Origin of the sequence: Paraclostridium bifermentans, from assembly GCF_019916025.1 — a bacterium.
GTDB lineage: Bacteria > Bacillota > Clostridia > Peptostreptococcales > Peptostreptococcaceae > Paraclostridium > Paraclostridium bifermentans.
In genome coordinates, this window is sequence record NZ_CP079737.1 from 2,054,054 (window position 1) to 2,073,445 (window position 19,392).

Here is a 19,392-nt window from a genome sequence, read left to right on the forward strand (position 1 = left end):
TACATCATTTTATAGTATAATAATCTAATATCTAACTAAATTAAATAAGGAGTGATTTGATGGAACTTTACAAAATTAACGGAATCCTTAATCTTAATTTAAACATCGCTGCTACGATTGCATTAACATGTTTTTTAATAATTTTAGGAAAAATAGTAAAAAGACGAATCTCAATTTTAGATAGACTCTGTATACCTGGTCCAGTTATAGGCGGTATATTTTTTGCACTTTTAGTTTTTTTACTTAATCAATTTAATATATTAACTATTGTATTGGACACTGGTTTACAATCTACATTTATGGTTGCTTTCTTTACTACCGTAGGTATAGGAGCAAGTTTTAGCCTTATTAAAAAGGGAGGCAAGTCTGTACTGATTTACTGGATATTTTGTATAATACTTATATTTTCTCAAAATATTATAGGGTTATTAGGAGCATTATTAACAGGACTTGACCCATTGCTTGGTCTTATGTGCGGTGCCATATCTATGGGTGGTGGACATGGAACTAGTGCAACTTTTGGTCCAACTTTAGAATCAATGGGAGTTGTAGGCGCTAACACCATAGGTCTTGCTGCTGCAACATTAGGACTTATTTGTGGTGGATTTGTAGGGGCTCCAACATCCAAATTTTTAATTGAGAAGTATAAATTAAAACCAAATGATTCTCTTTCAAACAACTTACATAATCATAGCGAAATTGAAGACGATATGAATAGTGAAATTGCGGTAGCATCCGATTCTAAAATATCATCAAAATTGGATTCTTCAGAATTTATTAAACATATCTGTATATTAACGACATGTATGTCATTAGGGTATGTTGTTAGCAATTTTATAGGTAAAATAACAGGTTATTCATTACCTGAGTATGTGGGTGGTATTTTGGTTGCTATATTATTCAGAAATAGTAATGATAAATTTAAATTTATAGATGTTGACTATTCATGTTTCGAACTTTTAGGTGATATAAGTTTAAATTTATTTTTAACGATGGCCCTTATGAGTATTAAACTTTGGGAGTTAAAAACACTTGGATTACCTATGTTGATTATAGTTTTAATGCAAGTATTATTTATAATTTTATTCACTGTATTTGTAATGTTTAAATTATTAGGTAAGGATTATGATGCGGCAGTAATGGTTGGAGGATTTATAGGTCATGAACTTGGTGCTACTCCAAATGCACTTGCTAACTTGAATTCAATATGTAGTAGATATGGGTACTCAGAGAAAGCATTTTTTACAATACCAATTGTATGTGCCATTTTAATTGATCTAGTTGCAATCCCTACTATAATAATGTTTATAAATATGCTATCATAAAATTTTAATTACATGATAATATAAATTTAATTTTCTTAAAATAAAAAAGAGTTGCCTTTAATTAAAGGCAACTCTTTTTTATTAAAATGCACTTGATTTAGCTGTTATTTCATACTTATCGAAATCATTCTTAGAACATAATATTTCTACTTTTCTTTTCTCTTTAGGCATAATGTCTGTCTCATTAGTAAACGAACTTTCAATAACCGTTCCTTCTTTATCTATTAATTTATAATCAAACTGTAAATAATCTATTTTTTCATTACTTTTGTTTTCAAATGTTCCTACTATTTTAGTAGTAAATTGATCTTTTTCTACTTCCCAAGACATGTCTTTAGCTAAGTCTTTAACTTTGCTATCATTCTTAACAGTATCTTCTTTTACTTGATTTACAGCTTTATCCACGCTAGACACTCCAGCTGTAAACATAGCTGCACACCCTCCTATAATAACTACAATACCTATTAATATACCTACTATAACTTTTTTCATAATAAAACCTCCAATAAATAATTACTTGTTGTTTTTATTATAAAATTTATATTTAATTTATTGGTGTGCTATTAGCATACACATTTTTTATTATTTCAGTAACTCAAGACCCAAGCCAAAAATCATAAAAAGTATAAAGCTATAAATTATATATCCAAATATACTAAAATACCTTTCTTTACTTCGTATCATAGGTAACTTACTCTTTATATTTAAAAAGTTAGTGTATAATAAAAATAATGATAATAATAACCCTATTACAAGTATATTTTCTATAAATGTTGTTGTACTATCTACGAAAACTATACCAGTGATTAAAAATAAATACCATAAAATAGCTAACATCATATTCAACTTATTTCTAGATCTAAATCCCGGTAATATATCCCATAAGCTGTTACTTTTTTTAGTATTAATATTTAAAGTCTTTGTATCATTATCTATTTTTTTATTCTCATATGTTTTTTTTATTTCTTTATAACTTGTATTAATTAACTCTTTTAAATCTTCTTCTAGATTTTCTACACTTTGGTATCTTTCATCAGCAGATATTTTCGTACATTTTTTTATTATATCTTTTAATTTCCCATGGTTTTCTATTTCTTTTGTATGCTTTCCTGTAGTCAATACATTCATCATGATGCCAATAGCATATATATCACTTCTACAATCTGTTTGATCAAATCCAAATTGTTCTGGCGATGCATAACCCTTTGTTCCCAAAAGAGTCGTGTCCATATTTTCTCCGTATTTGTATAGTCTTGCTATATCAAAATCTATTAGTTTTAATACTCCATCATTGCTTATCATTATATTAGCAGGTTTTATATCTCTATGAATTATGCAAGGGTTCAAATTGTGAATTTTTTTAAGAGCATTACATAATTCAATCATGTATTTTACTACAGTATTCTCACTTATCATTCCCTCTTTTTTTAAAATTTCTTGCAAAGTATCTCCACTTATAAATTCTTCAATTATTATTAATTTATCTTCATATTCAAAAGCTTCATATATTTTAGCCATATTATTACTTTCTATATGAGTTAAATTTTCATATACTTCTATCGTATACTCTTTTAATACACGTTTTATATAAAACTTTTCATCTAAAGTACTTTGAACTAAAAATATTTCACTTTTTCTACTTTTATGTATAGATTTTAATTCTTCATATATTGATATCTTGTATTCTGCATCTATATTCAATATTTTTGCACCTCTTTTATTGATTTTATTTCCATAGAATTATATCATATTAATATGTGAGGTGGAATTATTTATATGAATAATAATAAAACAGTTGAACTTATGAGTGTTTTAAATAATATAGAAAATGAATCTTGTCTAGATGAGTTTATTAAAATTGCCAAAGAAAATTTTTCTGATTTAAGCTTACCTAGCTTTTTTGAAAGCATATGCAAAGAAAAAAATATAAGCAAGAGTTTACTTATAAAAAATGCTGAAATCGACAGGACATATGGATATCAAATTTTAAACGGAAGTAAAAAACCAAGTAGAGATAAAATTATTCAACTATGTTTATCTGCTAAATTAAATTTAGAAGAAAGCAATAAAGCTCTTAAATTAGGAAATGTAGGAGAATTATATCCTAAAAATCCTAGAGATAGTATTTTAATATTTGGAATTAATAAAAGCCTAAGCATCTCTAAAATTGATGAATTACTTTATAATAGAAATTTTGAAACTCTTTTAGATATTTAATTTTCTGAACAAAAAACTCTTTCCTAGTAATTTCATTTTAACTAAGAAAGAGTTTTTATTTATTATATATTAAAGTCCTCAACACTATTTCTTACAGGTTCTTCATTTAAAATGAAGTTAACTAATTTTTCTCCATATGGAAGACATATTTGTATAAATGGGCCTGTTATAAGCATTGCTATAACTGTTCCAAGACCTACTGTACCTCCTAATAAATACCCTGCAATCAAAAATGTAGCATCAATTCCCATTCTTATCCAACGATATTCTAACTTCATTTTATCTTTTATAATAAACGGTATTATGTCATTTGGTGCCATTCCTACCTTAGTAGATGAAAGAATAGAAAATCCTACAGCTATGATAAAACATCCTAATCCTACTAAAACTACTTTTCCAATATAACTATAGTGTTGAATTGGAAAATATGTAACAACGTTTACAGCCATATCAATAATTGGCCCAACTCCAATAACACATATTAAAGTACCTATTTTGATATGATTTTTCTGAACTAAAAATATTATTGTAAATAATACAATTAAGATTATTCTATTCGCAGTTCCTGTAGTAGCGTTTACCCCAATGCTATTTAATGCACACGCTAATCCTTGTGTAAAAACTGTAAATGGATCTGAGCCTATATTTGTTTTTAAATATAAAGCTACTCCAAATTGAATTATACTCATTCCTATAAAAAACAATGTTAACCTTTTCACAGAGCTTAAAAGTTTATTCATCCATATACCCCCTAAGTATGTCTACTATTCCAATTGACTTTAAGTTAATTACTTGGTTACTTGATTTATTGACTTTTACAGAATAATATAATTTCAAAAATATGTCAATAAAGTTTGTTATTTTTTGCTCATTCTTATGAGTAATAATATTTCTTATTGTCTTTTTTCTTACCTTTAACCCTTTGATATTACTATACTTTAATCTCTTTTTAAAAATAATTTTTTAAAATAATTTTTTTTATATATTTTTAAAATTCATTTTAAAAATATATAAGTTTAATAATTTAAGAGCTGTAAATCATGCTTACTATTTAAACATAATTTACAGCTCCATAATAATTTTTAATTCTATTTTTTTAAAGTTATAACTACCTTAAATAAATCTCCATCAGTACTAATATTAAAACTTCCGCCTTGAAGCTCAACAAAACTCTTTGCTATTGCAAGCCCTAATCCACTACCTTCTGTGTTTCTAGATTTATCTCCTCTTACAAACCTTTCAACTAAATCTTCTACATCAAAATTAATTTCTTCTGCCGTCATATTTTTAAAACTTATTTTTACAACGTCATATTCACTTGTTATATCAATATAAACTCTAGAGTACTCCATTGCGTACTTACTTATATTTATTAAAAGATTTTCAAATACTCTAAATGTTCTTTGACTATCCAATTTCAATATTAATTTTTCTTCTGAGAAATTTGTTCTTATTTTTAAATTTGAAGCTTTTATTTTATCGTCCACTTCTACTAATGTCTGTTTCATCAAAGATACTACATCTACATCTATAATATTTAAATTTACATTACCGCTATTGACTTTGCTAACCTCAAATAAATCTTCTATCAAAACTCTTAATCTTTCAGATTTTCTATCCAATGTATCTATATATATTTTTCGTTTTTCTTCTGTTAAATTTTCATCTTTTAATAAGTCAACATAAGTTATTATAGATGTTAATGGAGTTTTCAAATCATGACTTACATTAGAAATCAATTCTGTCTTCATTTTCTGACTCTTAACTTCTTCATCTACAGCTTTTTTAAATCCTATTTGAATATTATCTATCTCATTTTTTAATACATTAAAAGTTCCTAAATCATCATTTAATTTTGTACCTAAGTTTCCATTTGCTATCTCTTTAGTTATATTTAGTAATTTATTGTAATCTCTATTTATAGAAAGATACTTCTTCTTTATAATAAAGTATAAAACTAAAGTATATATAGGAACTAATATCAATCCAAAAAACCAAGTACAGGAAATTAAGCTCACTACAATTAAATTAATAATTAATAAAGATACTATTTTCTTTTTATTATTTCTTCCTAACTCTATGTCAAACATCCATTTTTTTGTTTTTCTTAATTTCTTACGTATATATTTTGTACCTTTATAAATCAATGAATGGTCTTTTAAGTATGTTGTATGTTTAGTTTTTATAATGTGTTTTAATAAAATTACCCCTGTAAACATTACAGTAAATAAAACTATCCAGTAAATCAAGTTAATTAAATAATTAATTATATTATTCATATCAGTTGTAAATTGTAATTGAGTAAAACTTATTATTGATTTATTCATTACTGTTTTTATTATAAGTAAATCAGATGCTAAGTAGGCATAGGTAAATGATAGGTAAACCAAATATGCAACTACTTCTACTGGTATTTTTGTTATTTTTTCAAATATTTTTAACTCTTTGATTTCCTTATATGGAATAATTAGTGCAACCAAAATAACAAATGTTATTCCTATATTTATAAAAGCCCTAGAAGCCATAGTGTATGAATGCTCTTGCTCACTTATTTTTTTATAATGTATATTATCCAGATATTTTAAATCTTCAGGTACTCCATATATAAACTTCATATTTTTTATAGGTTTTAATTCATAAATATCTTCTCCTACATATCCAGAAAGTTTTTTATTTTGGTTTAAATTAGATTCGATAGTTCTTTCATCTGCTCCATGTAGCTTACTAATCTTCATATTTCCTTTATCATCAAAGTCAATAGATATATAAAAATCATATTTATCTTTTAAGTTTTCTTGTGCATTTTTTTCATTACTATCTAGTAAATCTAAATTTCCACTTGGACTTTTTTTAGTTAAATTTTTAGACTTATCTACAACATAATAATCTAAATTTCTTAAATTTGTATTTAAATTTTCAGTAAAATCATTTATCTCACTATTAAAGGTATCTCTGGTTTCCTTTTTATATTCATCATCATTAGTATCTACACCAGGCTTTAGCTCTAACATAAGATCTGATGGTCTTGTTTTCTCATTATTTTCATCATAAATTTTATAGTAAAGTCCATATGTAGATTCTATTAACTCTCTTGAGAAATCATTATTATCTTCATATATATTATATCCAAAATGATTACTATACTTTTTTATACTTTGATAAGATAATACCATTCCTATTGACGCTATTAATATTGTCATTACAATTATTAATTTTACATATAGTTTATTGTTTTTCAATTTTGTATCCAACGCCCCACACCACCTTCAAATATTTTGGATTTTTAGGGTTCATTTCTATTTTTTCCCTTATATTCCTTACATGTACCATTATTGTATCTGTATTTACAGCTCTTTCTTTCCATACTTTCTCATATATTTCATCTGCTGAAAATACCCTTCCTGGGTTTTTCATAAGCAAAGTAAGTATTTTAAACTCTATAGGAGTTGTTTTTACAAAGTTTCCATCAACACAAACTTCCTTTGTATTTATATTAAGTTCTAAACCACCTATAGTATGTATATTTTCATTTGGTATATTTTTTTCAACTAAATTTAAAAACTTTCTGTACCTTCTAAGTTGAGAATTCACTCTAGCTAAAAGCTCTAAAGGTTTAAAAGGTTTTTCAATATAGTCATCAGCTCCTATATTTAATCCTGTTATTTTATCAATTTCTTCAGATTTTGCAGATAACATTATGACTGGAAAATCATGATTTTCTCTTAATTTCATGGTAAACTCGATTCCGTCCATTTTAGGCATCATTATATCTACTATACTTAAATGAATAGTTTCTTTTTCTAATATGCATAATCCTTCAACCCCATTATTTGCAATAAATACATTATATCCTTGATTGTTTAAATAAGCTTTTACTGCATAAGCTATATCCTGTTCATCTTCTACAACTAAAATATTAAAATTCATTATTTCTACCCCACTTTATTATTTTTCTATATATATAATATCATAAGGTATTTTTTAATTTAACCAACTTCTTAAAACCTCCTTCATTATCTTTATCGTAATTATATAATAACTTTAAATTTTTAAGATAATCAGTATATAAATCTAAAGATTTTCTAAAGGTTTAACTTAAACTTTATTATTTAAATAATATAATAAAAAAAGCTGAAACCCATTAAACTAAGTTTCAGCTTTGATATGTATATATTTTCTTTAATTAAAAAATATTTATAAATTCATCTCCCCAGTGAACAACTCCATGAAATCCAGTCTTATCTTTCTTTATACCCATACTAAGTATTCCATATATTAGTACAAATATTATTATTCCTATAACTAATTTTTTCTTATTCATAAAACCATCTCCCTAATTAAAATACGTAAAAACAATCTATATTTTCCCTAATTTATAGATTGTTTTATAATTATATTTTATATAATATACCAATAATTGGAAAAAAGATAGTATTTTTTCTAACTTTATCTTAATTTGCTAACTTATTAAATTCCATATTAAGTGTATGATTTTTGTAATTATAGCCAAAAATAAAAAGCTAGTCATATTGACTAGCTTCTACATTTTAAGTTACATTGACTACAATCTCCGATACATTTATCAATATCTTTTATACAGTCATAAAAAGCTTCTTTACTACTGTTTTTAACTTTTATAACAGGTATCTTTTTTCTTTTAGCATCTCTTATTGCAAGTTCTGCCATACTGTGAGATATTGTTGACATTAATAAAACTATAGCATCTGGATTTCCTATTCTTTTTTTAAGACCTGATGGCATTTTTGTATATATTTTCGTGTTATAACCTTTTTCACGTAAAAGGCTTTTATAATCTTTCTCCATACATTCATGTCCACCTAAAACTAGCACACTCATAAGTTCACCTTCTTCCTTTATTGAATAACAGCTTTTAGCTTAGATTTTACATCTACTTCTTTATTTAAATTTGTTTTTTGTAGTTTTTTAAATATAATCATTCCTATTGCAAATATAATTATAGTTCCTATAATTAGTGCCATTATATTTTCAATAACAAATCCTGTAGTAATTAATGTACCTATTTGGTATACATAAAACGCTCCTACCCATGCAATAAAGAATTGATATAAAAATGATACTAAAGTCATCTTAGTCCCATACTCTTTTTGCATAGTTGCAAGTGCTGCTATACAAGGAGTGTAAAGCGCACTAAACACTAAGAATCCATATGCAGTTACAGTTGTAAACATTGTAGGAAGAACCGTATTTAGATCTCCATATAAAATTTCCATTGTAGCGACAACTATTTCTTTAGCTGAAAGTCCAGTTAATATAGAAACTCCTGCTCTCCAATCTCCAAACCCAAGCGGCGCAAATATAGGCGCTACTAGTCCTCCAAGAGTTGCTAAAAAGCTTTCATTTATTTCAGATGTAAATCCACTAAAATTAAATGATGATAATGCCCATATAACAATAGACATTGCAAACATTATAGTACACACCCTTATTAAAAATCCTTTTGATTTATTCCAAGTATTTTTAAGTAACTGTCTAACTGTAGGCATAGAATACTTTGGAAGTTCTATTATAAACGGTGAAGTTGAGTATGAGTTTTGACTTCTAGTTATGAATAAAGCTACAAAGATAGCTACTATTATTCCTATTAAATATAGAGATGTTGTAACTAAAGCTGCATTTTTAGGGAAAAATATAGAAACAAACATTGCATATATAGGTAACTTCGCTCCACAAGTCATTAATGGAGCTATAAGAGCAGTTATTTTTCTATCTTGTTCACTATCTAATGTTCTCGTTGCCATTATAGCGGGTGAAGAACATCCAAGACCCATAACCATAGGAATAAACGTTTTTCCTGATAGTCCAACTTTTGCCATAACTTTATCCATTAAAAATGCTATCCTTGACATATACCCACTATCTTCAAGTAGTGTTATACCTAAAAATAGTACAAATATTAATGGGAAAAATGGTAGTGCTCCACCAAGACCACCTATAATTCCATCTACTATTAAAGAATAAAACCACGGACTTGAATTTGCTATCAACTCACTTACAGGTCCTTGTATGTACGTTTCTATTGCTCCTGCTGAAAATTCTTGTAATGGTCCTCCTACCCAATCAAAAGTAAATTTAAATAAGGTATATAATAGTCCTATAAATATTGGATACGCCAGTATAGGATTTAAAACTATGTCATCAATTTTATCACTTAAATTTTTCTTATTGTCATTTTCAGTTCTTATACATTTACTTAATGATTTTTCTAATTCTTTATAGGTCTTATATTCTTCATGTGGATATTCTTTATATATAACTAACGATTTAGAACTCTCTAAAATTATTTTTTCAAGAATATCACCATTAACTTTTTTCTTTGCTATCATAGGAACTATCTTTACTCCAAGTTCTTTTTCAAGCTTTTCATGATCAATTTTTATGCCCTTTGAATTTGCCATATCTACCATATTTAAAATTATCACTATGGGCTTGTTATATTTCATAAGCTGCGTTGTTAAGTATAAGTTTCTTGATAAATTAGCTGCATCAACTACATTTACTATTACATCAACATTTTCTTCATCTAAGTAGTTTTTAGATATTTTTTCTTCATTAGAAAAAGTATCCATTGCATAAATTCCTGGTAAATCTACAATATTTATATTTTTTCCAAAATGCCCTTCTCTTTTTTCTATCGTAACTCCCGGCCAATTCCCAACTTTTTGACTAAGACCAGTTATTGCATTAAATACAGTCGTTTTCCCAACATTAGGATTACCAACCAATGCTACATTAATCATAATTAAATCCCCCTGTAATGCTATTTTATTTTTATATATTCAGCTTCTTTTTTTCTTAAAGCTATATCAAACCCTCTAAAATTTACTATAATTGGGTCTCCTAATGGAGCTACTTTTTTCACAGTAATTTTAGTCCCTTCTATACAGCCTAAAGCTAATAGCCTTTTAGTAAAATCATTTTCACCAAATACATAATCGACTATTGCGCTATTTCCTATCGAAAGTTTATTTACACTCACGAAACCATCTCCCCTTTTTAAGATTATTTTTCATCTATTTTCACATTTCATTTGAAAACAATTATCACACATTTAAATAATACCACTCTTGATAATGATTTTCAATAACTTTTAATATTTTTTTAATTTACTTGTTAGCTTGTATATACATTCATGCTATAATATTATTATAATTTTACATTTTAGAAAGGAAATTTTTTATGCATACAGCAGATACAAAATTTGAATTAGATTTAGCTTTAAAAAATAGAGAAAACAAAATTACTGTAACTGATAAAAGAATTGTAAAAGGATTAAAAGTTCTTGATAACGTAAATATAAAAGATTCTGATAGAAATAGATGTAAATACAGCTTAAGAAATAAAAGTGCTGATTCAGCCTTTATGGGCTCTATAGGATTTGCCCCTATGATTGCTGGCATGGCTAATATTTCATTTTTACAAGGAATGGGTGTTATTTCAAGTGTCGGACTTCATGAAACTTTAGTTATATTTGCTGATTATAATATTAAATTCAAAAATGATACCATTATATTAACTAAAATATAATTTTTATAATGAAAATTAAAAAGAAGTTAGCACAATATAAGTAATTTTATGTGCTAACTTCTTTTTATAATTTTATTCTAATTTATATATTTTCTTTTAAACTACTTTTTTTCACTACAACTTGTGAAAAAGTAATTGCTGCTATTCCACAAATAAACATTAATCCTGGATAATAAAGATATTTTATTATTTCAACTGGTGATATTCCCGCTATCCCTGCTGCTGTTAACAACTGAGCTCCATAAGGTATTACACCTTGCCAACATGATGAAAATATATCTAATATACTAGCTGTTTTTCTTGGATCTATATCATATTTTTCGGCTATATCTTTTGCTAGAGGTCCCGCTGTTACAATTGCTATTGTGTTATTAGCAGTACATAAGTCTATAACACTTACTAATGCTGCTATTCCAAACTCTGCACCTTTCTTACTTTTTATTTTGCTAGTTATGAAATGTAGTATATAATCAATTCCCCCATTAAACTTAATTAATGATACAACTCCGCCAACTACAATTACTAATAAACTTAGTTCATACATTCCACCTAAGCCTTCTGATATAGCACCTATAAACCCTAAAATACCAAATGAATTAGAAAATATTCCTACAGCTCCTGCAAATAATATTCCACTCCCAAGTAAAACAAATACATTTACACCGATTAAAGCTCCTGCTAGAACTAATATATAAGGTAAAACTTTTATAATATCATACTCATAAGATTGAGTTGCTACATTCCCATATCCAAGTGTTACTACTGTTAAAATTATAGCTGTTGCAATAGCTGCTGGTAATACTATTAAAAAGTTCATTTTAAATTTATCTTTTAACTCACATCCCTGTGTTCTTACAGCTGCTATTGTTGTATCTGATATCATCGATAGGTTATCTCCAAACATAGCTCCTCCAACAACTGCCCCTATTACTAACGGAACTGGAATACCAGTTTTTTGAGCTACACCTAGAGCAATCGGTGCTAATGCAGCTATAGTTCCAACTGATGTTCCCATAGATATTGATATAAAACATCCTATAATAAATAATCCTGCCACTAAAAGATTTGATGGTAATATTGATAAACTTAAATTTACAGTTGAGTCAACCCCACCCATAGCCTTTGCTACACTTGAAAAAGCTCCAGCTAATAAAAATATAATAACCATTAATATAATATTTGTATCTCCTGCACCTTTACAAAATACATTCATCTTAGTTTCTAAATTTTCTTTTTTATTAAATAATAAAGCTATACCTCCTGCTATTAAGAAAGCTACTAATGCTGGCATCTTATAAAAATCTCCAGTTATAATTCCACTTCCTACAAACAATACTAAAAATACACCTAATGGTAATAAAGCTAATGGATTACCTCTTTTTACTTCTTTTTTCATTGTTTAATCTCCCTTCATTTTTTATTGTTTTAACATAACCTCAATTTTGGGAATAAAAAAACTCCCGACCCTAAGAACTTAATCTTAGGAACGAGAGTTGAATTCGTGTTACCATCCTAATTTATTTGTATTTCGCAATACAAACCTCATCAAGTACGCCAAAATTTTGGTTATACTCTATCACTGTAACGGGTGAACCCGTTGTAGCCTAAATCATAAAGATCTCGGTACACAGCTCCAAGGCCATTTTCACTTTAATATCCTTTGCTTTTTCTCACCAACAAAAGCTCTCTGTAAAAGTATTCTTAAAGTTACTTTCCTTTTCTTCGCCTTTAATTTTGTTTATATTTTACATATTATACACTTTATTATACTTTGTCAACTATTTTTATAGAATTTTCTAAAAATTCATTCGTATTCCATTATTTTTTAACCATTTAATTCTTTCCTTATAATCCGGTAAAATTCTTTCCACAGCTAAATAAAAGTCCTTAGAATGGTTTCTATGCTCCATATGGCACATTTCATGTATAACTATATAATCAATTATTTGTATAGGCATCATAGAGCATCTTAAATTAAATAGTATTTCATTTTTATAAGTACAACTAGCCCATCTTGACTTCTGATCTTTAATTTTTATAGCGGTTACTGTATCTACAAAAAAGGGATTATAATAGTTTATTCTTTCTTTAACAATACCTAATGTTTCATCAGTATACCAATTTTTTAAAGCACGTTGTATAACATCTTTATTATTGGAGTTTGATCTAACTATTAATTTATTATTTTCTAAACTAACACTAGTTCCAATTATGCTTTTATCTACCAAAACTTCTAATATGTACTCCTTACCTAAATATAAAAATATATCTCCACTCTCATAACTTCTTATATATCGATTATTATTTAGAACTTCAATTTCGTCTAATTTTTTTATTATCCAATCAGATTTATTTTTTACTTTATCAACTATAAAGGTTTTGTCCAACCCATTAGGCGCAATTACATTAATAATCCCATCTTTTTTAATTTCCAGACTCATCGTTTTCCTTTTTCTATAAATTATATTAAATTTTATTTCTCTATTTTTATGCATGAATGTCACTTCCATAACTTATCTCCTGACAACTATTTTTTAATTGTTACCAATTATTAATTCTAAAAATATAATTTTCTAATTTGTTTAATTTAATAATATAATTACATAAATATCAGAAAAAGTAAAATTTTAATATTGCTAAAACTTATTTTCAAAAATGATAATGATTATTTTTATTAAATTAGTTTATATATTGAACTTAAGGGAATATATATATTATACTAATAAAAAGGGGTGTTTTAAATGTATGATAAAATAGAGTTAGGATATAAATTCAATGAATTAGAACCATATATAGATGCTAAAACTGTAGAGATACACTATGGTAAACATCTACAAACTTATGTAAATAATTTAAATAACCTTTTAAAAGGCTATGAAGATATTTTTGATGGAAAAAGTTTAGAGGAATTGCTAAAAAATGTGTCTGACTTACCAGAAGAAATTAGACAAGGAGTTATAAACCAAGGTGGTGGGGTTTATAATCACAACTTATATTTTTCAATTCTATCTCCTAAAGCTTCTCTAGTTCCAGAAGGTAACTTACTAGAAAAAATAAACCAAACTTTTGGAAATGTTGACAATTTAAAGGATGAATTAAGTAAAAAAGCTATAGCACAATTTGGATCAGGTTATGCATCTTTACTTATGGATAGAAATAAAAATTTATTTATAAAATCTACATCAAACCAAGACACAAACCTTCAAGATGGTTTAGTCCCTATCCTTACAATTGATGTTTGGGAGCATGCTTATTATCTAAAATATCAAAATCTTAGAGCTGACTATGTAAATAACATATGGAATATAATAGATTGGAAAAAAGTTTCAAATCTTTACAATTCATAATATAAAAAGAGGATATCTTAATAGTAAATATTAAGATATCCTCTTCTTTTTTAATCAATTTTTTCAATATAATGACAGTTAACATCAATGTGATTTAAAAATAAAAGTAATCTCTCATACAGAGGGTGTGATTCTTCTCCATACTTTCCTTCTAATTTTATTCCTAATTCTTCTACATTTTTTTTACCATCAATTTGTAAGAATATAAAACTGCCATATTCATCTAATTCCATCTTTTTATACATAGGAATTTTAAATTTTAATTTTCTAAAAAAGTTCTGAACCTTATGATCTTGTTTTTCAAGTATAGTGACTATACCATCAGAACTTACTTCATATTCAATATTCTCACTTTTTTTAAAAACTAAATTTAAAACTTCTTCATTATTTTTCATTATTTTTTACCTTAGATGTTATTATTGGCCATGCAGTAAGTCCTACTAATACTATTAAAAGTATTATTGCCATCATATTTCCAGATGCAAATCCACTTGGTCCTGCACTTTTTATAACACCTGATACTTGTAGTATTATACCTATTAGACCGATTATAGATCCTCCTGCTACAAGTCCTGATGATAAACTTATACCATTTGAAACTTTAACTTCTTTTTCTTTTTCTTCTTTAGAAGTTTTTTCAACAAATACACGAATTAATGCTCCTATTAATATTATAGAAGTTGTTGCTATTGGTAAGTAGAATCCTATTGCAACTGTCATTATTGGTAAATCTAAGAAGTATAAAACTATTGCCATAAACACTCCAACAATTATCATAACCCAAGGTAATTGCCCTGACATTATTCCTGAAGTAAGTGTTGATATTAAGTTTGCTTGAGGTAATGCAAATGGAGGATTATCCCCTGTAACTACAAGTTGGTTAGAAAGTAATATTGTTGTACCAACAACAACTATTACACCTACTATACCTGCTATTGCAAAATATTTTTGCATTTCACTTTTATTACCACCTATTATGTAAGTAACTTTTTGAGATTGGTTGTATCCTCCAGCTATTGATATAGATACAACTATAAATGTACCAAATAATAATAATGATTTATTATCTGCTTGTCCACTCCATCCCATTATAACAAATACTAGTGTTGCTATAACTAAAGATGCTATTGTCATACCAGATACTGGTAAGTTTGATGTTCCTATTGTTCCTGTTAAACGTCCTGCAACTATAACAAATAGTGCAGCTAAAACTATTGAAACTATTGCTCCAACAATTGCCATTACTATGCTTCCTGAAATTAAAAATGCACCTATAACTGCAACTACTATTCCGCCTAATAATATCATTGTTTGAAGAGCAGTACTTCCTTCTCCATCAGCTGATGAAGATTTAGCATTCATTGTTTCTTTAACAGATGCTATTATAGTTGGTATAAGTTTTATTGCTCCTATTATACCTCCGCAAAGCATCATACCAGCTCCTATGTATTTTACATAGTTACCAGCTATATCATTTACACCCATTTGATTGATAGGCATTGAAGGATCGTTCCATACTTTAGCTCCTTCTCCTGCTAAATCAGTGAAGTATCCTATTAAAGGCATTATTCCAAAGTGAGATAATAACGATCCTGCAAACATAGTTAATGCAACTTCAAGACCTACTATAAATCCTATACCTAAAAGTAGTGGGTTAACCTCTACTTCAAATTTACACTTATAAAACTTATCACCTATAAAACTTATTACATTGTTAGCTACATTTAAGAATGATCCTGTTAATACTGTTATAATACCACTTATTCCAAATCCAATTCCCATGTATTTCATTGAGTCTCCACCTGCATCTGATGCTACAAGTGTCTCGCATATAGCCATTGATTCTGGATACATAAGCTTTCCATGTTCTTCAATTATTAAATAATTGTAAACAAGTGATGAAACTCCTATACCAAATAGAACTCCACCTACTCCTACAACAAATCCTTCTAAAAATGTCACTTGGCTACCTATTAATAAAATAGCAGGTAGTACAAATATCATACCACTAGCAACTGATTCTCCACCACTTGCCATACCTTGTACTATATTCTTTCCTAGAATACCTTTTCCTTTAGCGAAAGCTGCTATAAATGCTGACCCTATTATAGATCCAGGTATACCAGCTGCAACTGTAAGTCCTGCTTTCATACCTGAGTATGCTGTAGACGCTGCAAAAACAACTGCTAAAACAATACCAATTATAAGTACTGCCATATTTGCACCTGTTTTAGACTTGTCTGTTACATAGGGTACATAATCTTTACCTGATACGCCCCCGTAAGCCTCTTTAGGTAATTTTTTACTCATTAAATTTCACCATCCTTTTGTTTGATTAAACTCATTATACCACAATATTTTGAAATCTAACTTTTTTAGAATTTTAACTTTATTAAAACTATTCAAATTCGACATTTTTTTTAGATTTTTCTGTTTTTTGCAAAAAAATAGAGCTAACTATTTAGTTAACTCTATTACTTATTATTGTACTTTTTCAATGTAATGACAATTTACTTCAATGTGATTTAGAAATAAAAGTAGTCGTTCATAAAGAGGATGTGATTCTTCTCCATATTTTGCTTCTAAAATCTCACCTAACTCTTTAACATTTTTATTTCCATCAACTTGCAAGAATATAAAACTACCATATTCATCAAGTTCTATATTTTTATACATAGGAATTTTAAATCTTAATTTTCTAAAAACTCTTTGAATCTTATGATTTTGTTTTTCTTGTATAATCACTATACCACTATCATTTACTTTGTACTCTATATTTTCATTTTTTTTAAAGACTAAATTTAAAACATCTTCATTATTTTTCATTATTCTTAACCTTAGATGATACAATCGGTAATGCAGTACATACTACTAATACTACTAGTAATATTATTGCCATCATATTTCCAGCTGCAAATCCGCTTGGTCCTGCACTCTTTATAACACCTGTTACTTGTAGTATTATACCTATTAATCCTATGATAGATCCTCCTGCTACAAGTCCTGATGATAAACTTATACCATTTGAAACTTTACCTTCTTTTTCTTGTTCAGATTTAGAAGTTTTTTCAACGAATACACGGATTAATGCTCCTACTAATATTATAGAAGTTGTTGCTATTGGTAAGTAGAATCCTATTGCAACTGTCATTATTGGTAATCCTAAGAAGTATAAAACTATTGCCATGAATACTCCAACGATTATCATAACCCAAGGTAATTGCCCTGACATTATTCCTGATGTTAATGTTGACATTAAGTTTGCTTGAGGTAATGCAAACGGAGGGTTATCTCCTGTTATTGTAAGTTGGTTTGAAAGTAATAATATTGTTCCAACAACAACTATTACACCTACTATACCAGCTATTGTAAAGTATTTTTGCATTTCACTCTTGCTTCCACCTATGATGTAAGTAACCTTTTGAGATTGGCTATATCCACCAGCTATAGCTATAGCAACTACTATAAATGTACCAAATAATAATAATGATTTATTATCTGCTTGACCTTTCCATCCCATTATAACAAACACTAACGTTAATATAACTAAAGATGCTATTGTCATACCAGATACTGGTAAATTTGATGTTCCTATTGTTCCTGTTAAACGTCCTGCAACTATAACGAATAATCCAGCTAATAATACTGACGCTATAGCTCCAACTATTGCCATTGTTACACTTCCAGATATAATGAATCCTGCTACAAATGCTATTACTATTCCACCTAATAATATTATAGTTTGAAGAGCCGAGCTTCCTTCTCCATCATTAGATGATTTAGCTTTCATAGTTTCTTGAACTGATGCTATTATAGTTGGTATAAGTTTTACTGCTCCTATTATACCTCCACAAAGCATCATACCAGCTCCTATGTATTTTACATAGTTACCACCGATATCATTTACACCCATTTGACTTATAGCCATTGAAGAGTTATTCCAAACATTTGCTCCTGTCCCTGCCATTTCAGTAAAGTAAGATATTAATGGTGTTATCCCAAAGTTTGCTAATATAGAACCAGCAAACATTGTTAAAGATACTTCAAGTCCTACTATAAACCCTATACCTAAAAGTAATGGGTTAACTTCAACTTCGAACTTATATTTATAGAATTTATTTCCTATAAAGCTTATTACATTATTTGTTACATTTAAGAATGACCCTGTTAATACTGTTATAATACCACTTATTCCAAATCCAATTCCCATGTACTTCATTGAGTCTCCACCTGCATCTGATGCTACAAGTGTCTCACATATAGCCATTGACTCTGGGTACATAAGTTTTCCATGTTCTTCTATTATTAAATAGTTATAAACAAGTGATGAAACTCCTATACCAAATAGAACTCCACCTACTCCCACTGCTAAACCTTCTAGGAAGCTAACTTGGCTACCTATTAGTAATATAGCTGGTAAAACGAAAATCATACCACTAGCAACTGATTCCCCACCACTTGCCATACCTTGTACTATGTTTTTTCCTAGAATACCTTTTCCACTAGCAAATGCTGCAATAAATGCTGATCCTATTATAGACCCCGGTATACCAGCTGCAACTGTAAGTCCTGCCTTCATACCTGAATATGCTGTAGATGCTGCGAATATAGTTGCTAAAAGAATACCTATAATTAATACAGCAACGTTTGCACCTGTTTTTGATTTGTCTGTTATGTAAGGTACATAGTCTTTTCCATGTATCCCTCCATATGCTTCTTTAGACAGTTTTTTGCTCATTTATTTCACCTTCCTTTTTTTAACTAAATCGATTATATCATATTTTTACAAAATTCGCTCAATTTTTTAAATTTTTAATAGTATTTTTTGTTAAATTTTTTTAACATATCTTTAAATTGTGAAACTTCAATAAAATCAAACGAAATTTTTTTCTAATATGATCATCTTTTACTCTTAAATTAAATTATTATTTATATAA

At 27.7% G+C, this 19,392-nt stretch carries 19 protein-coding genes and 1 other annotated feature; of the genes, 4 read left to right on the forward strand and 15 right to left on the reverse strand.

From position 1 onward, the window contains the following. The first annotated feature begins 59 nt into the window (after nucleotides 1-59). A complete protein-coding gene (gltS, locus tag KXZ80_RS09900) occupies nucleotides 60-1,325 on the forward strand; it encodes a sodium/glutamate symporter (RefSeq protein ID WP_021433318.1) in 1,266 nt (421 codons plus the stop codon). A gap of 81 nt (nucleotides 1,326-1,406) precedes the next feature. Here gltS and KXZ80_RS09905 read toward each other — a convergent pair whose 3' ends face one another. Together KXZ80_RS09905 and KXZ80_RS09910 are read right to left on the reverse strand one after the other, a co-directional pair. Continuing rightward, nucleotides 1,407-1,817, reverse strand: a complete 411-nt coding sequence (locus KXZ80_RS09905) for an FxLYD domain-containing protein (RefSeq protein ID WP_021433319.1) — start codon at nucleotides 1,815-1,817, stop codon at nucleotides 1,407-1,409. 90 nt (nucleotides 1,818-1,907) lie between these two features. Beyond that, nucleotides 1,908-3,026, reverse strand: a complete 1,119-nt coding sequence (locus KXZ80_RS09910) for a serine/threonine-protein kinase (protein WP_021433320.1) — start codon at nucleotides 3,024-3,026, stop codon at nucleotides 1,908-1,910. 75 nt (nucleotides 3,027-3,101) lie between these two features. Between KXZ80_RS09910 and KXZ80_RS09915 the strand changes: the two genes are divergently transcribed. Beyond that, nucleotides 3,102-3,542, forward strand: a complete 441-nt coding sequence (locus KXZ80_RS09915) for a hypothetical protein (protein ID WP_021433321.1) — start codon at nucleotides 3,102-3,104, stop codon at nucleotides 3,540-3,542. A 62-nt stretch (nucleotides 3,543-3,604) separates the two neighbouring features. Here KXZ80_RS09915 and KXZ80_RS09920 read toward each other — a convergent pair whose 3' ends face one another. The 7 genes from KXZ80_RS09920 to KXZ80_RS09950 form a co-directional block, all read right to left on the reverse strand. Continuing rightward, nucleotides 3,605-4,282, reverse strand: coding sequence for a YczE/YyaS/YitT family protein (locus tag KXZ80_RS09920; RefSeq protein WP_021433322.1), 678 nt, complete (start codon nucleotides 4,280-4,282; stop codon nucleotides 3,605-3,607). 348 nt (nucleotides 4,283-4,630) lie between these two features. After that, entirely contained in the window at nucleotides 4,631-6,793 is a 2,163-nt protein-coding gene (locus KXZ80_RS09925; RefSeq protein WP_021433323.1) for a HAMP domain-containing sensor histidine kinase, read from the reverse strand. Beyond that, a complete protein-coding gene (locus KXZ80_RS09930; RefSeq protein WP_021433324.1) occupies nucleotides 6,768-7,469 on the reverse strand; it encodes a response regulator transcription factor in 702 nt (233 codons plus the stop codon). Before KXZ80_RS09930 ends, KXZ80_RS09925 begins: the two co-directional genes overlap by 26 nt. 256 nt (nucleotides 7,470-7,725) lie before the next feature. Next, entirely contained in the window at nucleotides 7,726-7,863 is a 138-nt protein-coding gene (locus tag KXZ80_RS09935; protein ID WP_021433325.1) for a hypothetical protein, read from the reverse strand. Nucleotides 7,864-8,075: 212 nt separating this feature from the next. Continuing rightward, nucleotides 8,076-8,399, reverse strand: coding sequence for a DUF2325 domain-containing protein (locus tag KXZ80_RS09940; RefSeq protein WP_021433326.1), 324 nt, complete (start codon nucleotides 8,397-8,399; stop codon nucleotides 8,076-8,078). 17 nt (nucleotides 8,400-8,416) lie between these two features. Next, nucleotides 8,417-10,321 carry a ferrous iron transport protein B gene (gene feoB / locus KXZ80_RS09945; protein WP_021433327.1) on the reverse strand — a complete coding sequence of 635 codons (1,905 nt, stop codon included), beginning with the start codon at nucleotides 10,319-10,321 and terminating at the stop codon, nucleotides 8,417-8,419. A 20-nt stretch (nucleotides 10,322-10,341) separates the two neighbouring features. Further along, nucleotides 10,342-10,560, reverse strand: a complete 219-nt coding sequence (locus tag KXZ80_RS09950) for a FeoA family protein (RefSeq protein ID WP_021433328.1) — start codon at nucleotides 10,558-10,560, stop codon at nucleotides 10,342-10,344. A 200-nt stretch (nucleotides 10,561-10,760) separates the two neighbouring features. On the opposite strand from KXZ80_RS09950, the gene KXZ80_RS09955 reads away from it, so the two are divergent. Further along, entirely contained in the window at nucleotides 10,761-11,108 is a 348-nt protein-coding gene (locus KXZ80_RS09955; RefSeq protein ID WP_021433329.1) for a hypothetical protein, read from the forward strand. Nucleotides 11,109-11,190: 82 nt separating this feature from the next. Here the strand turns inward: KXZ80_RS09955 and KXZ80_RS09960 are convergent, their stop codons facing one another. Continuing rightward, nucleotides 11,191-12,504 (reverse strand): Na+/H+ antiporter NhaC family protein, encoded by a 1,314-nt coding sequence (locus tag KXZ80_RS09960; protein ID WP_021433330.1) that lies wholly within the window; start codon nucleotides 12,502-12,504, stop codon nucleotides 11,191-11,193. 83 nt (nucleotides 12,505-12,587) lie between these two features. Next, nucleotides 12,588-12,840, reverse strand: a binding site (T-box leader). A gap of 64 nt (nucleotides 12,841-12,904) precedes the next feature. Further along, the gene (locus KXZ80_RS09965) at nucleotides 12,905-13,618 is read right to left on the reverse strand and encodes a M48 family metallopeptidase (RefSeq protein ID WP_021433331.1); all 714 of its coding nucleotides are present in this window, start codon (nucleotides 13,616-13,618) and stop codon (nucleotides 12,905-12,907) included. 231 nt (nucleotides 13,619-13,849) lie between these two features. Here KXZ80_RS09965 and KXZ80_RS09970 point away from each other — a divergent pair, with 231 nt between their 5' ends. Then, nucleotides 13,850-14,455, forward strand: a complete 606-nt coding sequence (locus KXZ80_RS09970; RefSeq protein WP_021433332.1) for a superoxide dismutase — start codon at nucleotides 13,850-13,852, stop codon at nucleotides 14,453-14,455. 50 nt (nucleotides 14,456-14,505) lie between these two features. On the opposite strand, the gene KXZ80_RS09975 is transcribed toward KXZ80_RS09970, so the two are convergent. From KXZ80_RS09975 to KXZ80_RS09990, 4 genes are all read right to left on the reverse strand, one after another. After that, nucleotides 14,506-14,850 (reverse strand): PqqD family protein, encoded by a 345-nt coding sequence (locus tag KXZ80_RS09975; protein WP_021433333.1) that lies wholly within the window; start codon nucleotides 14,848-14,850, stop codon nucleotides 14,506-14,508. Continuing rightward, a complete protein-coding gene (locus KXZ80_RS09980) occupies nucleotides 14,840-16,765 on the reverse strand; it encodes an OPT family oligopeptide transporter (RefSeq protein ID WP_021433334.1) in 1,926 nt (641 codons plus the stop codon). Before KXZ80_RS09980 ends, KXZ80_RS09975 begins: the two co-directional genes overlap by 11 nt. Nucleotides 16,766-16,936: 171 nt before the next feature. After that, entirely contained in the window at nucleotides 16,937-17,281 is a 345-nt protein-coding gene (locus tag KXZ80_RS09985; protein WP_021433335.1) for a PqqD family protein, read from the reverse strand. Further along, nucleotides 17,271-19,193: an OPT family oligopeptide transporter gene (locus KXZ80_RS09990; protein WP_021433336.1), complete on the reverse strand. Its 1,923-nt coding sequence runs from the start codon at nucleotides 19,191-19,193 to the stop codon at nucleotides 17,271-17,273. Before KXZ80_RS09990 ends, KXZ80_RS09985 begins: the two co-directional genes overlap by 11 nt. Nucleotides 19,194-19,392: the final 199 nt, after the last annotated feature.

Excerpts from the sequence above, each read along its gene's own strand:
- KXZ80_RS09955 (WP_021433329.1), top strand. The coding sequence starts at position 10,761 with ATGCATACAGCAGATACAAAATTTGAATTAGATTTAGCTTTAAAAAAT.
- gltS (WP_021433318.1), top strand. The coding sequence starts at position 60 with ATGGAACTTTACAAAATTAACGGAATCCTTAATCTTAATTTAAACATC.
- KXZ80_RS09960 (WP_021433330.1), bottom strand. The coding sequence starts at position 12,504 with ATGAAAAAAGAAGTAAAAAGAGGTAATCCATTAGCTTTATTACCATTA.
- KXZ80_RS09970 (WP_021433332.1), top strand. The coding sequence starts at position 13,850 with ATGTATGATAAAATAGAGTTAGGATATAAATTCAATGAATTAGAACCA.
- KXZ80_RS09940 (WP_021433326.1), bottom strand. The coding sequence starts at position 8,399 with ATGAGTGTGCTAGTTTTAGGTGGACATGAATGTATGGAGAAAGATTAT.
- feoB (WP_021433327.1), bottom strand. The coding sequence starts at position 10,321 with ATGATTAATGTAGCATTGGTTGGTAATCCTAATGTTGGGAAAACGACT.
- KXZ80_RS09905 (WP_021433319.1), bottom strand. The coding sequence starts at position 1,817 with ATGAAAAAAGTTATAGTAGGTATATTAATAGGTATTGTAGTTATTATA.
- KXZ80_RS09985 (WP_021433335.1), bottom strand. The coding sequence starts at position 17,281 with ATGAAAAATAATGAAGATGTTTTAAATTTAGTCTTTAAAAAAAATGAA.
- KXZ80_RS09915 (WP_021433321.1), top strand. The coding sequence starts at position 3,102 with ATGAATAATAATAAAACAGTTGAACTTATGAGTGTTTTAAATAATATA.
- KXZ80_RS09935 (WP_021433325.1), bottom strand. The coding sequence starts at position 7,863 with ATGAATAAGAAAAAATTAGTTATAGGAATAATAATATTTGTACTAATA.
- KXZ80_RS09990 (WP_021433336.1), bottom strand. The coding sequence starts at position 19,193 with ATGAGCAAAAAACTGTCTAAAGAAGCATATGGAGGGATACATGGAAAA.
- KXZ80_RS09965 (WP_021433331.1), bottom strand. The coding sequence starts at position 13,618 with ATGGAAGTGACATTCATGCATAAAAATAGAGAAATAAAATTTAATATA.
- KXZ80_RS09980 (WP_021433334.1), bottom strand. The coding sequence starts at position 16,765 with ATGAGTAAAAAATTACCTAAAGAGGCTTACGGGGGCGTATCAGGTAAA.
- KXZ80_RS09920 (WP_021433322.1), bottom strand. The coding sequence starts at position 4,282 with ATGAATAAACTTTTAAGCTCTGTGAAAAGGTTAACATTGTTTTTTATA.
- KXZ80_RS09930 (WP_021433324.1), bottom strand. The coding sequence starts at position 7,469 with ATGAATTTTAATATTTTAGTTGTAGAAGATGAACAGGATATAGCTTAT.
- KXZ80_RS09975 (WP_021433333.1), bottom strand. The coding sequence starts at position 14,850 with ATGAAAAATAATGAAGAAGTTTTAAATTTAGTTTTTAAAAAAAGTGAG.